The sequence below is a fragment of the Sutterella sp. genome, assembly GCF_052272535.1.
Lineage (GTDB): Bacteria > Pseudomonadota > Gammaproteobacteria > Burkholderiales > Burkholderiaceae_F > Sutterella.
Map to the genome: position 1 here is coordinate 1 of NZ_DAVZJY010000036.1, position 13,713 is coordinate 13,713.

Sequence of the window (13,713 nt, forward strand, 5' to 3'; positions counted from 1 at the left end):
GGGGACCCCGGAAGCGGCGGCCGACGCCGCCCGGCGGGTGCTTCGCGCAGGCGGCGAGGTCGTGGAGGTGGACTCCGAAGCCGGAATCGACCTGGTCGGCGCCATCCCGGGGAGCGGCCCCGCCTACGTCTTCCGCTTCATGGAGGCCTTGGAGAAGGCGGGCCTGAAGCGCGGTCTGCCCGAGGCGTCGGCCCACGCCCTCGCGCTCGGCACCGTCTACGGCGCGGCGATGTTGGCGCGCCAGTCGGGCGAGCCCTTCTCGCGGCTCCGTGAGAAGGTGACGAGCAAGGGCGGCACCACTGCGAAGGCGCTCGAAGTCATGAACAACCGCGACATCGACGCGATGATGGACGAGGCTGTCGAGGCAGCCCTGAAGCGCACCGCTGAGATGAAGACGCTCTTCCGCTGAAGGTCTTTGAAGGAACTGTCGACATGGCCGTGGAGATCGAACGCAGGTTTCTCGTGAAGAACGACCTCTGGCGCGGGCTCGCGCCGGGGGTTGAGTTCCGGCAGGGGTATTTCGCCGCGGAGAAGGACCGGAGCGTGCGGATCCGCACCGAAGGCCCCCGCGCCGTGATCACCGTGAAGGGCGCCGCCAAAGGCGCGTCGCGGCTAGAGTTCGAGTACCCCATCCCGTTCGCGGACTGCACGGAGATGCTCGAGAAGCTCGCGATCAAGCCCCTCATCGAAAAGACTCGCACCCGGATTCCCGAAGCGTCGGGAACGGGGCTCGTCTGGGAGGTGGATGACTTCCACGGCGCCAACGCCGGGCTCGTGGTCGCCGAGATCGAGCTCCCGGACCCTGACGCCCCCTTTCAAAAGCCCGCGTGGCTCGGCCGCGAGGTGACGGGCGTAGCGCGGTACCTCAACGCCGCGCTTGCCCGCCGTCCCTATTCGACGTGGACGGAGGCCGAGAGGCTCCCGGCGGACGAATCCCAACCGGTGCAGGTTGACAAGGTCGAAGGTCGATGACGGCCTGGATCATCGCGCTCCTCGCGAGCGAGCGGATCGACGTTGCGCTCTTCTTCGCCGCCTTCGTCTCCGCGACGCTCTTTCCCGGCGGCTCCGAAGTGCTCCTCTCGGGCGCAATCGCGGGGCAGCCGCAGAACACGCTCTGGCTCGTTGCCGTCGCGACCGCCGGAAACACGCTCGGAGCGATGACCTCCTGGGCGATCGGACGCTTCATTCCGACAATGAAGAAGACCTCGAGAGCGATCGAGTGGCTCCGGCGCTGGGGCGCGTGGGCGCTCTTCTTCTCGTGGCTTCCCGTAGTGGGCGACGCGCTGCCGCTCGCCGCGGGGTGGCTCAGGATCGACCCGTGGCTCTCGCTCGCGGTGATCGCCCTGGGCAAGCTCATCCGCTACGCGGTGCTCGCGGCGGCGGTGCTGCAGGTCGTCCTCTGAGGCGGCTTCTTGAGTTGATCTTCGAGGGGGCCGTCAAGCAGCAGCTCCGAGGTGCGGGGAAGCGTTCCGCGGGCCGCAAAAGTCGAGATTTTCCAAGGTTTTTCGGGCGTAGGGCGCCGCTATAATTTCCCCCTCACTGCGCGCGGGCGCCGGCTTCCCCGGAAGGTTGGGGAGCTGCGCCGTCCGTGCTTTCTCCCGCCCGGGGACCGCGGCCTGATGGTGCCGCGCCGTCCTTGCCGGGCGGCGACACTATTAGGAATTGCCTTCGATGAAGATCTTAGTTGCTGTGAAGCGGGTCGTTGACGCCAAGGTCAAGGTGCGCCCGCTCCCGGACCACTCCGGACCGGACATCAAGCTCGCCCGCATGGCGATGAATCCCTTTGACGAAATCGCCGTGGAAGAGGCCGTCGAGCTCAAGGAGTCCGGGAAGGCGACGGAGGTGGTCGCCGTGACGATCGGCGGCGCCAAGTCGGTGGACGTTCTGCGCACCGCGATGGCGATCGGCGCGGACCGCTCGATCCACGTGCAGACGGACGACGTGGTCGAACCGCTCGCCGCCGCGAAGATCCTCGCGAAGATCGTTGAGAAGGAGGCCCCGGGCCTCATTCTTTTGGGCAAGCAGGCGATTGACGGCGACTGCGGTCAGACCGGCCCCATGCTCTCCGGGCTCCTGAAGTGCCCGCTCGGTGCCTTCGCCGGCGAAATCGCCTTCGGCGACGACGGCCGCGTCCTCGTGACGCGTGAAACCGACGGCGGCACCCAGACGGTGTCGCTCGCGCTCCCCGCGGTCGTGACCGCGGACCTGCGCCTCGCCGAGCCCCGCTACGTGACGCTCCCCTCGATGGCGAAGGCCCGCAAGAAGCCCGTCGAAACGATCGCCCTGGCCGACCTCGGCGTCGATGCCGCGCCGCGCATCCGCACGCTCTGCGTCGAGCCGCCGCCCGCCCGCAAGGCCGGCGTGATGGTTTCGAGCGTTGATGAACTCGTTGAGAAGCTTCGCAATGAAGCGCACGTGCTCTAAGGGAGGGCCGCAAGAATGACCGCGCTTCTGATCGCCGATCACGACAACAAGAACCTCCGCCCCGCGACGGCCCAGGCCCTCACGGCGCTCCTCGAAATGACGGACGCCGTGGACGTCCTCGTCGCCGGCAACGACTGCGCGTCGGTCGCCGACACCGCCGCGAAGTTGAAGGGCGTGCGCACGGTGCTCCTCGCCGAGAACCCCAAGCTCGCGCAGGAGCTCCCCGAAGTCCTCGCCGACCTCGTCGTCGCCGAAGCCCCGGGCTACACCCACGTCTTCTTCCCCGCGACTGCGCTCGGCAAGGCCGCGATGCCCCGCGCCGCCGCCCTTCTCGGGCGCTCCGCCGTCTCGGACGTCGTCGCCGTCAAGGGGCCGAAGACCTTCGTTCGCGGGATCTACGCCGGGTCGCTCCTCGCCACGATCGAGACCTCGGAGGACGTGGTGGTGGGCACCATCCGCACGACCGCCTTCGAGCCGGTGGGTGAAGCGGACGCCGCCGCCCCCGTCGAGACCGTCGCCTGCCCCGAGGCCGACGACGGCTCGCGCTTCGTGAAGTTCACCGAAACCGAAAGCGACCGTCCCGAACTCGTCTCCGCCAAGGTGGTGGTGGCGGGCGGCCGCGGCCTCATCGACGAGGCGGGGTTCAAGGCGCTTGAGTCCCTCGCCGACACGATCGGCGCGGCCGTGGGCGCCACCCGCACGGCCGTGGACATGGGCCTCTGCCCCAACGACTGGCAGGTCGGGCAGACGGGCAAGATGATCGCCCCGCAGCTCTACATGGCCTTCGGCATCTCGGGCGCCATTCAGCACACCGCCGGCATCAAGGACGCCAAGGTGATCGTCGCCGTGGACAAGGATCCCGAAGCCCCGATCTTCGAGGTCGCCGACTACGGCCTCGTCGCCGACGGCTCGGACACCTGCCGCGCGCTCGCGGCCAAGCTCGCGAAGTAGTCCGGCATCACGCCAAGACGGGCGGCTCCGATCCTCTGGATAGGAACCGCCTGAACGGGCTCAAGGGCCGCGGAGGCTTCCTTCTTCGGAGGGAAGCGCCGCGGCCTTTTTCTTGTGCGCTTCTTGTCCGCGCCGTGGCCATTCGTGGAAATGCGTAGATAAAAACCCTTGAATTGCGGCGGAACATAGATAATGTCGGCGGAGGCGCATGTTTCGCGCGTTGTGAAAAACAGGATGAATGCGTCTTTCTACGGGTTTCCCAGGTGGGCGGAGGTTGAGGCGGTCTCTACACTGAGGTCTTCCTCCAACCGAAGACCACTTCGGGACCACCACCAAAGGAAACATAAAAAATGAAGAAGACGTTCGTTCAGGCCGCCGTCGCCGCGGCCTCCATTCTGGCCTTTGCCGGCACCGCGCAGGCGTGCAGCACGCTCATTGTCGGCAAGGCCGTTTCGGCTACCGGCAACATTATCGTCGCCCACAACGAGGACAACGGCGGACGTCTCTTCAACCTGCAGCACTATGTGCCGCCCGCCAAGCACAAGAAGGGTGAGATGATCAAGTTCGAGCCCAAGGCCGCCGCGATTCCGCAGGTCGAGGAGACGCTCGGCTTCTACTGGACGGAGACGCTCGTTCCCGACGGCGCGTCCTTCGCCGACGGGTTCTTCAACGACGCGGGCGTCGTGATCGCGACCAATTGGTGCGGCGAGATCTTCGATGCGGACCGCATGGAGGTGAAGGACGGCGGCATCGGCTACGGCATCCGCCGGCTCGTCGCCGAGCGCGCACACTCCGCCGCCGAGGCCGTGAAGATCGCGACGGAGCTCCTTCACGAGTACGGCTACTTCCATGACGGCCGCACCTACACGTTCGTGGACGCGAACGAGGCCTGGCAGCTCGCCATTCATCAAGGCGACTCGTGGGCCGCGCACCGGATTCAGGACGACGAAGTGGTCTACATCCCGAATGTCTTCATGATGGACAAGGTCGATCTGCGCGACCATGAGAACTGGAGGATTGAACCCAAGCAGGTCGAACGCGCCGACAAGGACGGGCGGCACGACCCGAAGGATCCGATCTTCAATTGGCGCAAAATCGTCGCTCCCGAAAGCATCCGCGCGGAGCGCTGGAACGCCAACCGCAACGTGATCGCCTGGAAGTACCTGACGGGGATCGAGATGAACGATCCCGAGAAGTTTCCCTACAGCGTGAAGCTCGACCACAAGCTCGGCGTCAAAGAGGCGATGGAGCTTCTGCGCCAGCACGAGAGCTACATCGGTGAGGAGCAGGCGCTCTACCACAGCGCTTCGGAAGGCATCTGCCGCACGACCTCGCACGACGCGATCGTCTACAACCTCACGTCGGATCCCACCCTCACCGAGGCCTGGAAGACTTTGGGCCGTCCCTGCCAGTCGGTCTTCGTGCCGATCTATCCGCTCGCGGGCCCGGCCGCGGGCACGTCCTTCGTGGACGCCGCGACGGCGACGAAGGAGCACTTCGCGGGCACCCCCGGGATGTTCGACTTCCGCGCGGAGTTCACGCCTCACAGCGTCTTTAGCGCCGGCACGAATGCGATCGACTATCTGCGGGGCGGCGAGATCGCGCACCGCACCGAGCTCATCCACGCCGAAGAGGCGAAGTTCCTGGCCGCCCGCTCGGCCGTGACGAAGGAGGCCGCCGCCCTCAAGGGCGAGGCGCGCACGAAGTTCCTGCACGACTACAACCAGAAGGCCTACGACGAGGTGCTCGAGCTCATGAAGGCTGAGAACGCCCGCCTGATGCCGATGCAGGTGAAGATCCTCGCCGACGTCGTGAAGGCCGATTCCGACGATCCCGTCGCCTTCGCGCTTTTGGGCTCCAAGGATCACGAAGTGAAGGGAGCGAACATCAAGGCGACCCGCGCCGGCATGAGCGCCAACCAACTCAATTCGACCCGCAAGTTCACGAACTTTGCTCCGGCGCAGACGGTGGAGTTCAAGGACGTCAACGGCGACGGCTTTGAGGACGTGGTCTTCACCTTCAAGTCCAAGGACCTTGCGAAGGGCGCCGTTCCGGGCGCTCTGATGGATCTCTGGCTCTACACGCAGGTGAACGGCCACCGCGTCACGGGCTTCGACGTCGTGCCGGTCGAGACCCAGACCGTGAAGGCGGCGGAGAGTCGCAGCGGGAAGCATCTTCTCTGATTGGTCGACTTCGCTTTGAGGCTCCGCCTCGCTCCAACGCGCTCCTTTGGGAGCGCATTGGAGTCGGAGGGGCTGCAGACCACCCACCGGCGGCGCGGACGAAGAATCCGCGCCGTCCGCGTTTTCAGCGCCTCCCCCGAAAGGCGTCTTGTCTGCCTGCAGTAAACAAGCGCTTGTCTACATATGCGTCTAGAGGCGCGCATCAATGAGCAGTGAACGATGCTTTGTCGCTTGGCATCCCCATGAGAGCGCCCAAAACCGCACGTGACTGAGGCGAATCGCCCGCCCGATCCGCTTGCACTCCGCGCACGGGCTCGAGTAAAATCGCCGCTTCCTGTAGCTCCCGGGAGGTTCCCCGTGTGGGCGAAGGACAAGATTTCGAGTCCGTTTCTCCCCGGGACGGGGGTTCGGATTTTTCAACTGCACCAATGATTTAAGAGGTAACTCATGGTCATCGTTCGTCTCGCCCGCGGCGGCTCCAAGAAGCGTCCGTTCTACTCCATCAACGTTTGCGACTCCCGTTGCCGCCGTGACGGCCGCTTCATCGAGCGCCTCGGCTACTACAACCCGATGGCTGCCGGCCAGGCCGTCAAGCTCTCCATCAACCTCGACCGCCTCGCCTTCTGGCAGGGCAACGGCGCCCAGCTCTCCGACACGGTCGCCCGTCTCGTGAAGGAATTCAAGGCCGCGCAGGCCGCCGCCGTCGAAGCCAAGGCCGAGTAAGTTCTCGCCTCGAAGCACACTTCGAACGTGCGATGCGGAGGTCAAAGGCCTCCGCACAAGAGCCCCGCATCTCTTCCGGTGCGGACTCTCCCCAGACCCGAACGGTCGTGCCTCTCGTGTCAAAGCACATTGGGCCGCCGGGGAAGGGAAATGAGTCCGGTATCTACGCCTGAAGCCCGTGCGGGGCTTTTCTTTTGTCCCGGAATGCCCCTCCGGACGCCTCCAACCATTCACACCCCACTCGTTCACCATGACCGAAGCAGACACCCCGACCTCCGCCGCCGCCGCGGACGAACTGATTGAACTCGGCCGTACCGCCGGCGCCTACGGCTTCAAGGGCTGGGTGAGGATCCAGCCGCTCGAGTCGGGCGAGGTCCTCGAAAAGGTCCGCTCCTGGGTGCTCATCGACGCCCTGGGCAAGCGCACTCCCGTGCACGTCAAGGGCCTGCGCCGCCACGGCGCGGGGCTGATCGCCAAGTGGGACGGGTGCGAATCGAAGGAGGACGCCGACCGCCTGCGCGTCAAGGTGGGCGTCATGCGCCCGGACTTTCCGGAGGCGGGCAAGGACGCCGTCTGGGCGGTGGATCTCGTCGGCTGCGAGGCGGTGACGAAGGAGGGCGCGGCGTTGGGCGTCGTCACGGCGATCGCCTCGAACGGCGCGCAGGACCTCTTTGAGATCCAGTGGACGAATGAGGCGGGCGAAGAGCAGACCTTCTTCATTCCGAACGTGAAGGACGTCTACGTCGTGGAGATCGACGTCGCGAAGAAGCGCGTCGTCTTCGATTTCGATCCGGCCTGGCGCTGATCCCGGGGCCATTTGCAGAGAGAACAGGAAGAGAAGGAGAGCATTCCCATGCGCTTTGACGTCGTCACGCTTTTCCCTGAAATCTTCGCGGCCGTGCGCGACTGCGGCATCACGGCCCGCGCGCGCAAGCGCGGCCTCTGGTCGATCAACTGCTGGAACCCGCGCGACACCGCCACCGACCTCCACCGCACGATCGACGACCGTCCCTTCGGGGGCGGCCCTGGCATGGTGATGATGGCCGAGCCCCTCGCGCAGACTCTCGCCGCCATCCGGGCGTCGGGCAACACCGGTCGCGTGGTGAGCTTCGCCCCGAACGGCGCGCGCCTCACCGACGCGCGCGTGCGCGAGCTCGCCGCCGACGCCGAGCCCCTCGTCCTCGTCTGCGGGCGCTATGAAGGCATCGACGAACGCTTCCTCGAGAGCGAAGTGGACGAGGTGGTGAGCCTCGGGGACTTCGTGCTCTCGGGCGGCGAACTTCCGGCCTGCGCCCTGATCGACGCGGTCGTGCGCCAGATCCCGGGTGCGATCAAGGACCTTTCGGCTTCGGACGAAAGCTTTGCGACGGGGCTTCTCGACGCCCCGCACTACACGCGTCCCGAAGTCTGGCGCGGTATGCCCGTGCCAGACGTCCTGCTCTCGGGGCACCACAAGAACATCGAGCACTGGTCACGTGAAAAAAGTCTCGAGCTCACGTTGCGCACCCGGCCCGACCTCATTACAATCGCCGATTCTTCGGGTCTCCTCACCCGCGAGGACGTCAAGTTCCTGCGGTCGATGGGCGCGAAGATCGAATCCGGAGGGAAGCGCTGAGGCGCCTCGCTCCATCAACAACCCCCATCCTATCTGCGGCGGGCTTTAGTCCCCTAACAATCAGGCCGCATGAAGATGGCTACGGAGTAGAAAATGAATCTGATCCAGGTTCTCGAACAGGAAGAAATGGCCCGCCTCACGGCCGGCAAGACCATCCCCGAATTCCGCGCCGGCGACACGGTCATCGTGTCCGTCAACGTGGTTGAAGGCTCGCGCAAGCGCGTCCAGGCCTTCGAAGGCGTGGTCATCGCCCGTCGCAACCGCGGCATCAACTCCTCGTTCATCGTTCGCAAGATCTCCTCGGGTGAAGGCGTGGAACGTTCGTTCCAGACCTACTCCCCGACGATCGCCAGCATCGTTGTGAAGCGTCACGGCGACGTCCGCCGCGCCAAGCTCTACTACCTGCGCGAACGTTCCGGCAAGGCCGCCCGCATCAAGGAACGCCTCGTCCGCAAGGACGCCTAATTCCTTCCGGGAATCCAGGCACTTTGCCCTTGAACCCTCGTTTGTCCTTCGGGACGGCGGGGGTTTTTCGTTTTTTGGTCGTTTTCAGCCGTCCTTTTCCAAGAGCTTGGCGGACGCCCTGAGACGTCCCGAGCGACGTAGCGAAGAAGGTCGCCGGCCTTCGTCTCCATGGGCGAGCTCCGCCTTGAGCCAGCGGAGCTCTTCGTCGGGCACCATGGAGACGTCCCAACGAAGCTTCCCGTCGGCATAGTGGTCACCGGCCATGGAGTTGAAGCACCCGTCGAGAACGACGTACCTGATCCCGCCGTCGGAGAAGGCGTACCAGGTGCGCCCCTTCGCTTCGCCGGCGTTCTCCGTGTGGGCGAAAAAGTTGGCGGGTGAAATCTTGTCGAAGTCGTGGTTTCCTGCGACGAAGGGGGCGCGGGCCCTCAAAGCGCCGGAACTCGGCCTCCACTTCGTCGAGAAGGCGGATCGTCTCCTCCCGGGTGCCCGTCTTCCTGCAGTGATGGACGTCCGTCGTCCAACCGAAGGAAGAGACAACGTCGCGCGCGTCGGGAGAATCGGCGGCGGCCCGGACGATCCCTCGGGCGGAGAGAAGGAGCAGTCCGGCGGCGGACTGCAGAAAGACGCGGCGGTGCATGATGCGCTCCCGATGTTGAGACGAAGGCATTCTCTGCCGCGGGCGTTTCTTCTCTGTGACGCGGCGGGCGCTCCGCCCATCTCAGGGCCTTCTCCTAAGATGAATGCCTAGCGGCGTCAGAGCTGCCGCAAGGAAGCGGTTCTTTCCGGTGCGCAGCGCCCTGCGACGGTGCGTTCCGCGGCCTAGAATGCTCAATCCCTTCCCCGCGAATCTTTGTTTTCTGCAGAAGAAAGTGGGTGATGTTTAGGGAATTTCGATTTCACGGAGAGAAGAATGGCTGAAAACTACACGGTGACGCTGCCGCACTACAGCGTGGGTCCGAACTGCTACGAAGAGGTGGGCAAGGTCACGCGCTTCTACGGCAAGACCGTCGCCGTCTACGGCGGCGAGACCGCGCTCGCCAAGGCGGGTCCCGCGCTGAAGGCCGCGATGAAGGCGGCCGGCCTCGAGATCCTCGAATGGAAGGTCTACGGCAAGGACGCCACCAACGCCGCCGTTGAGCGCATCACGACGTCTGCGGCCGCGCAGAATGCCGACATGATCTTCGGCGTGGGCGGCGGCCGTGCGGTCGACACCGTCAAGACCGCGTCCGACATCCTCGACAAGCCCTTCTTCTCCTGCCCGACGGTGGCCTCCAACTGCGCTCCCGTCACCGCCATTGCGGTGATCTACAAGGAGGACGGGGCGCTCGATCACTACCACTTCCCGAAGCGCTGCGTCGAGCACTGCTTCATCAACACCTCCGTCATTCTCGACAGCCCCGAGGACCTCTTCTGGGCGGGCATCGGCGACGCGCTCTCCAAGCAGCCCGAGAGCCAGCTCGCCTCGCGCGGCAAGGAGCTCACGCACACGCCGCTCCTGGGCGTTCAGGTGGGCCTCGTCTGCGAGGAGCCGCTCCTCACCTACGGCCGCGAAGCGCTCAGCAACTTCCGTGAGAAGCGCGTGACCCGCGCCTTCACCGAGTCGGTGCTCGACATCATCATCTCCACGGGCATCGTCTCGAACCTCACGACGACGAAGGACAGCTACTACTACAACTCCTCGCTCGCGCACTGCTTCTACAACGCCTCCATGGTGCTGCCCGCCATTCACAAGCACCTGCACGGCGAAGTGGTGAGCTTCGGCACGCTCGTTCTCCATGCCGTGGACGGCAACGACGAGGCGTTGGAGCGCATGCTGGAGTTCAACCGTTCGGTAAAGCTCCCCATCACTTTGGGCGAACTCGACATCACGACGCCCGAACAGGTGGACGCCCTTGTGCACCGCGCGACCTCGATCAAGGAGTGGACGTGCGTTCCCTACGCCATGACGGAGGAGAAGTTCCGCGACGCCATCTACAAGGTCGACCGCCTCGGCCGCGAGATGATCGCGAACGAAGGAAAGTAGTCCCCGCAGCGTCCGGTCTCCGTCGGTCGGACGTTCGATGAAAACGCAGCAAAGCCGCAGCGCCTCTCCGTCGCCGCGGCTTTGTGCGTTTCTGCGGGCGGCGCATCCGTCCCGAGCCGCCGTGCGCCGATCATGACGGAAAGGCGCTTCCTCCACGCGGTTTCGCCTAGGACCTAGGCAAAAATCGTTTTTCCCCGGCCTCTATCCTCAAAAGAAAGGGAAAGGAGGCGCGTCCTGCTGGACGCGGCCTCCTCATGCAGGAACCGAGTTCTCGAAGGAAGGGAATCCGTCATGACGCGCACGACACTCAAGGCATCCGCCAAAGCACCTCTTTTTGCTGCAGCTCTCGCGGCGCTGCTCCTCGAGCCCGCAGGAGCCCAGGCCGCCGCGCCCGAAGTCCTCACCATCGCGGTGAACGCAGGCTTCACGACGATAGATCCCTGGGACGCGACGGACAACCTCTCGCGCACGGCGGCGCGCTCCTTCTATGAGAGCCTCTACACGTTCGACAAGGATCTCAAGCCCGTGCCGCAGTTGGCCGAGGGCGTGGAGGTGAGCGGCGACGGGCGCGTCTACACCTTCAGACTGCGTCGGGGCGTGAAGTTTCACGACGGCACGGAGCTCACCGCCGAGGCCGTGAAGATGAACTTCGAACGCGGCGCCTCGCCCGACCTGAAGCTCACGCGGCGCAACTTCTTCAACTTCGTCGAGCGTATTGAGGCGGTCGACAAGTACACCGTCCGGTTCACCCTGAAGAGCCCGATGACCGCCTTCCTCGAGCGCCTCTCGAACGGTACGGCGGCGATCATGTGCCCGAGCCTCATCGCGCGGGCGAAGACGAAGCAGGCGACCGCCTTCGAGGCCTGCGGCACGGGTCCCTACAAGCTCGTGCGCTTCCTCCCGTCCGAGGAGCTCGTGGTCGAGCGCAATCCCGACTACCGCGTGCCGGGACTGCCGAAGTTCCAGAGCCTGCGCTGGATGCCGGTCGTTGAAAACAGCACCCGCGCGGCGATGCTCCAGACGGGCGAGGCGCAGTTCATCCAGATGGCGCCGGTCGAGCAGATTCCGGTGCTCAAGGCCGAGAAGGACCTCGTCGTGGACGTGGTGCCGTCGGTCGTCATGCGTTACATGTCGCTCAACATGAACGAAAAGCCCTTCGACAATCCGAAGGTGCGGCAGGCGATCAACTACGCGATCAACAAACAGGCGCTCTGCAAGGTCGCCTACAACGGCTACGCGCGGCCCGCCGACGGCGTGATTCCCGGGCAGATCCCGAACGCCGTCAAGCTCGGCCCCTGGCCCTACGATCCGAAGAAGGCGCGCGAGCTTCTGAAGGAGGCGGGCTACCCGAACGGCTTCACGACGAAGCTCTGGTCGGCCTACAACAACACGACCGCGCAGAAGATCATGCAGTTCGTGCAGCAGCAGCTCGCGCAGGTCGGGATCAAGGCCGAGGCGCGCGCACTTGAGGCCGGGCAGCGCGTGCAGGTCTCCGGCAACAAGGACCCGAAGAAGGCGCCCAACCGCATGTACATCATCGGTTGGTCGAACTCCACCGTGGATCCCGACTGGGGGATGCGGCCGGCGCTCTACTCCAAGAACCAGCCGCCGGTGCTCAACAACGAGGCGTACTACGCGAACCCGAAGGTGGACGCGCTCTTCGATGCGGCCCTGGCCGACACCGATCCGGTGAAGCGTGCGGCCGAGTACAAGGAGCTCCAGGAAATTGTCTGGAAGGACGCGCCCTGGGCGTTTCTCGTCTTTGAGGACGTCACGTCGGCGTCCTCACGGCACCTCGTGAACTTCAACACCCTGGCCGACGGGAGCTTCGAGTTCTACTCGGCCGAGTGGAGGGAGTGAGGATCGCGGACGGGCTTTGCCGAACGACGCCGCTTCAAAGACGGCGAAGCGGCGCGAAGGCGTGCGGATGCAGCGACGCCGCCCGAAATGGATCCGGGCGGCGTCGAAGGGAAAAATTGGCGTGTTGAGCGAGAAGCGGCTTATTCGGCGCTCTTGCGGCGGTTGCTGCCCGCCACCATGTCGAAGCGGAAGAACCGGCATTCGAGCGGCCCGTTGAAGAGCACGATCTTGCGCGATTCCTTGAGGCGCATCTGCCCCGGCAGCAGCCGGTCGGAGGTGAGGAGCCAGGCGGTCCAGCCGGCGAAGTTCGATTTGAGCGCGGAGGCGAACTCGCGCATCATCGCCGCGATCGAGGCGGACTTCGGGTTCGACTGTTCGCCGTAGGGCGGGTTCGCAATCACGAGTCCGCCTTCGGCCCCTTCGGGCGGGCGAACCTCGCGGGCGTCGCCCTGGGTGAAGGTGATGCGGCCGTCGTCCAACATTGCCGAGAACCCCGCGCGGCGGGCGTTCTCAATCGCCTTTTCGACCACGATCGAGGAGATGTCGTGGGCCTCGATCCTCACCTTCGCGTGGAGGTTCACCGCGGCGCGGGCGTCCTCCTTCATCTCACGCCAGAGGTCGAGGTCGAACCCTTCGAGGTGCTCGAAGTCGAAGCGCCGGTTGAGGCCCGGAGCCATGTTGGCGGCGATCGAAGCCGCTTCGATCGCGATCGTGCCCGAACCGCAGAAGGGATCCACGAGGGGCTTCTCGGGCGTCCACCCGGAGAGCATCAGGAGCGCCGCGGCGAGGTTCTCCTTGAGCGGCGCTTCGCCGTGTTCGAGCCTCCAGCCGCGCTTGAAGAGCGACTCGCCGGCGAGGTCGATGTAGAAGCTCACGTGGTCGAACGTGAAGTAGGCCTCGATCCGGACGTCCGGGCGCCGGCGGTCCACCGAGGGGCGGCGGCCGGCGAGTTCCTGGAAGCGGTCGCAGAGGCCGTCCTTGATGCGCAGCGTCGCGAAGTCGAGGCTCTCGAGCGGGCAGCGGTTCGCCGACGAATGGATGCGGAAGGTCGCGTCCGTGCCGAACCACTTCTCCCACGGGGTCTTCTTCGCGATCGCGTAGACGTCGCGACTGTCCCAGTACTCGTCGAATGCGACGCGCATCAGCACGCGGGTCGCCAGGCGCGAATGGAGGCAGGCGGCCATGCCGAGCTCGAGCCCGCCCGCAAACGAAACACCGCCCTTGGCGGGGCGGACGAGGTCCGGGTCGGCGTTGAGCGCGAGGATCTCCTCTTTGAGAAGGTCCTCAAGACCAAAGGGGCAGGGCGCGTAGAAGACAAAGCTCGGCATGACGGGATGGAGTCGGGAGAAAACGGTAAAACCATCATTTTAAAGGGCGGGGCCGGGCGTGGGCCGCTCTTCCGGATCTTTCCCAGGGCTGACGCACGGCGAAGTGGTCACTTCGTCGAACGATAGATCTCCACCAAC

14 protein-coding genes are annotated in these 13,713 nt (G+C 65.2%); 12 read left to right on the top strand and 2 right to left on the bottom strand.

What is annotated here, in order from left to right; genetic code table 11:
• The 10 genes from ACT6Y9_RS03440 to rplS form a co-directional block, all read left to right on the top strand.
• Positions 1-409, top strand: a 409-nt coding sequence (locus ACT6Y9_RS03440) for a pyrroline-5-carboxylate reductase family protein (RefSeq protein ID WP_443743502.1), incomplete at its 5' end; no start/stop codon positions are given.
• A 23-nt stretch (positions 410-432) separates the two neighbouring features.
• Positions 433-972, top strand: a complete 540-nt coding sequence (locus ACT6Y9_RS03445) for a CYTH domain-containing protein (protein ID WP_295477393.1) — start codon at positions 433-435, stop codon at positions 970-972.
• Positions 969-1,403, top strand: coding sequence for a YqaA family protein (locus ACT6Y9_RS03450; protein ID WP_295477390.1), 435 nt, complete (start codon positions 969-971; stop codon positions 1,401-1,403). The genes ACT6Y9_RS03445 and ACT6Y9_RS03450 overlap by 4 nt, the downstream gene beginning before the upstream one ends.
• Positions 1,404-1,671: 268 nt before the next feature.
• A complete protein-coding gene (locus tag ACT6Y9_RS03455) occupies positions 1,672-2,424 on the top strand; it encodes an electron transfer flavoprotein subunit beta/FixA family protein (protein WP_443743503.1) in 753 nt (250 codons plus the stop codon).
• A 15-nt stretch (positions 2,425-2,439) separates the two neighbouring features.
• Positions 2,440-3,375, top strand: coding sequence for an electron transfer flavoprotein subunit alpha/FixB family protein (locus ACT6Y9_RS03460; RefSeq protein WP_443743504.1), 936 nt, complete (start codon positions 2,440-2,442; stop codon positions 3,373-3,375).
• A gap of 350 nt (positions 3,376-3,725) precedes the next feature.
• Positions 3,726-5,558: a C69 family dipeptidase gene (locus tag ACT6Y9_RS03465; RefSeq protein ID WP_443743505.1), complete on the top strand. Its 1,833-nt coding sequence runs from the start codon at positions 3,726-3,728 to the stop codon at positions 5,556-5,558.
• 447 nt (positions 5,559-6,005) lie between these two features.
• Positions 6,006-6,281 (top strand): 30S ribosomal protein S16, encoded by a 276-nt coding sequence (rpsP, locus tag ACT6Y9_RS03470; protein ID WP_295478390.1) that lies wholly within the window; start codon positions 6,006-6,008, stop codon positions 6,279-6,281.
• Positions 6,282-6,531: 250 nt separating this feature from the next.
• A complete protein-coding gene (rimM, locus tag ACT6Y9_RS03475) occupies positions 6,532-7,086 on the top strand; it encodes a ribosome maturation factor RimM (RefSeq protein ID WP_295478393.1) in 555 nt (184 codons plus the stop codon).
• Between the two features lie 48 nt (positions 7,087-7,134).
• On the top strand, positions 7,135-7,896 hold the full coding sequence (gene trmD, locus ACT6Y9_RS03480; RefSeq protein ID WP_443743506.1) for a tRNA (guanosine(37)-N1)-methyltransferase TrmD: 762 nt from the start codon (positions 7,135-7,137) through the stop codon (positions 7,894-7,896).
• A 93-nt stretch (positions 7,897-7,989) separates the two neighbouring features.
• The gene (gene rplS, locus ACT6Y9_RS03485; RefSeq protein WP_295478399.1) at positions 7,990-8,361 is read left to right on the top strand and encodes a 50S ribosomal protein L19; all 372 of its coding nucleotides are present in this window, start codon (positions 7,990-7,992) and stop codon (positions 8,359-8,361) included.
• An 84-nt stretch (positions 8,362-8,445) separates the two neighbouring features.
• Here the strand turns inward: rplS and ACT6Y9_RS03490 are convergent, their stop codons facing one another.
• Entirely contained in the window at positions 8,446-8,793 is a 348-nt protein-coding gene (locus tag ACT6Y9_RS03490; protein ID WP_443743507.1) for a hypothetical protein, read from the bottom strand.
• 481 nt (positions 8,794-9,274) lie between these two features.
• Here ACT6Y9_RS03490 and ACT6Y9_RS03495 point away from each other — a divergent pair, with 481 nt between their 5' ends.
• Both ACT6Y9_RS03495 and ACT6Y9_RS03500 read left to right on the top strand, forming a co-directional pair.
• Entirely contained in the window at positions 9,275-10,387 is a 1,113-nt protein-coding gene (locus ACT6Y9_RS03495; protein ID WP_443743508.1) for an iron-containing alcohol dehydrogenase family protein, read from the top strand.
• 291 nt (positions 10,388-10,678) lie between these two features.
• Entirely contained in the window at positions 10,679-12,247 is a 1,569-nt protein-coding gene (locus ACT6Y9_RS03500) for an ABC transporter substrate-binding protein (RefSeq protein WP_443743509.1), read from the top strand.
• A 140-nt stretch (positions 12,248-12,387) separates the two neighbouring features.
• On the opposite strand, the gene ACT6Y9_RS03505 is transcribed toward ACT6Y9_RS03500, so the two are convergent.
• Entirely contained in the window at positions 12,388-13,575 is a 1,188-nt protein-coding gene (locus ACT6Y9_RS03505) for a THUMP domain-containing class I SAM-dependent RNA methyltransferase (RefSeq protein WP_295478407.1), read from the bottom strand.
• Positions 13,576-13,713: the final 138 nt, after the last annotated feature.

Excerpts from the sequence above, each read along its gene's own strand:
- ACT6Y9_RS03500 (WP_443743509.1), top strand. The coding sequence starts at position 10,679 with ATGACGCGCACGACACTCAAGGCATCCGCCAAAGCACCTCTTTTTGCT.
- rimM (WP_295478393.1), top strand. The coding sequence starts at position 6,532 with ATGACCGAAGCAGACACCCCGACCTCCGCCGCCGCCGCGGACGAACTG.
- ACT6Y9_RS03495 (WP_443743508.1), top strand. The coding sequence starts at position 9,275 with ATGGCTGAAAACTACACGGTGACGCTGCCGCACTACAGCGTGGGTCCG.
- ACT6Y9_RS03465 (WP_443743505.1), top strand. The coding sequence starts at position 3,726 with ATGAAGAAGACGTTCGTTCAGGCCGCCGTCGCCGCGGCCTCCATTCTG.
- ACT6Y9_RS03460 (WP_443743504.1), top strand. The coding sequence starts at position 2,440 with ATGACCGCGCTTCTGATCGCCGATCACGACAACAAGAACCTCCGCCCC.
- ACT6Y9_RS03455 (WP_443743503.1), top strand. The coding sequence starts at position 1,672 with ATGAAGATCTTAGTTGCTGTGAAGCGGGTCGTTGACGCCAAGGTCAAG.
- ACT6Y9_RS03505 (WP_295478407.1), bottom strand. The coding sequence starts at position 13,575 with ATGCCGAGCTTTGTCTTCTACGCGCCCTGCCCCTTTGGTCTTGAGGAC.
- ACT6Y9_RS03445 (WP_295477393.1), top strand. The coding sequence starts at position 433 with ATGGCCGTGGAGATCGAACGCAGGTTTCTCGTGAAGAACGACCTCTGG.
- rpsP (WP_295478390.1), top strand. The coding sequence starts at position 6,006 with ATGGTCATCGTTCGTCTCGCCCGCGGCGGCTCCAAGAAGCGTCCGTTC.
- trmD (WP_443743506.1), top strand. The coding sequence starts at position 7,135 with ATGCGCTTTGACGTCGTCACGCTTTTCCCTGAAATCTTCGCGGCCGTG.
- ACT6Y9_RS03450 (WP_295477390.1), top strand. The coding sequence starts at position 969 with ATGACGGCCTGGATCATCGCGCTCCTCGCGAGCGAGCGGATCGACGTT.
- rplS (WP_295478399.1), top strand. The coding sequence starts at position 7,990 with ATGAATCTGATCCAGGTTCTCGAACAGGAAGAAATGGCCCGCCTCACG.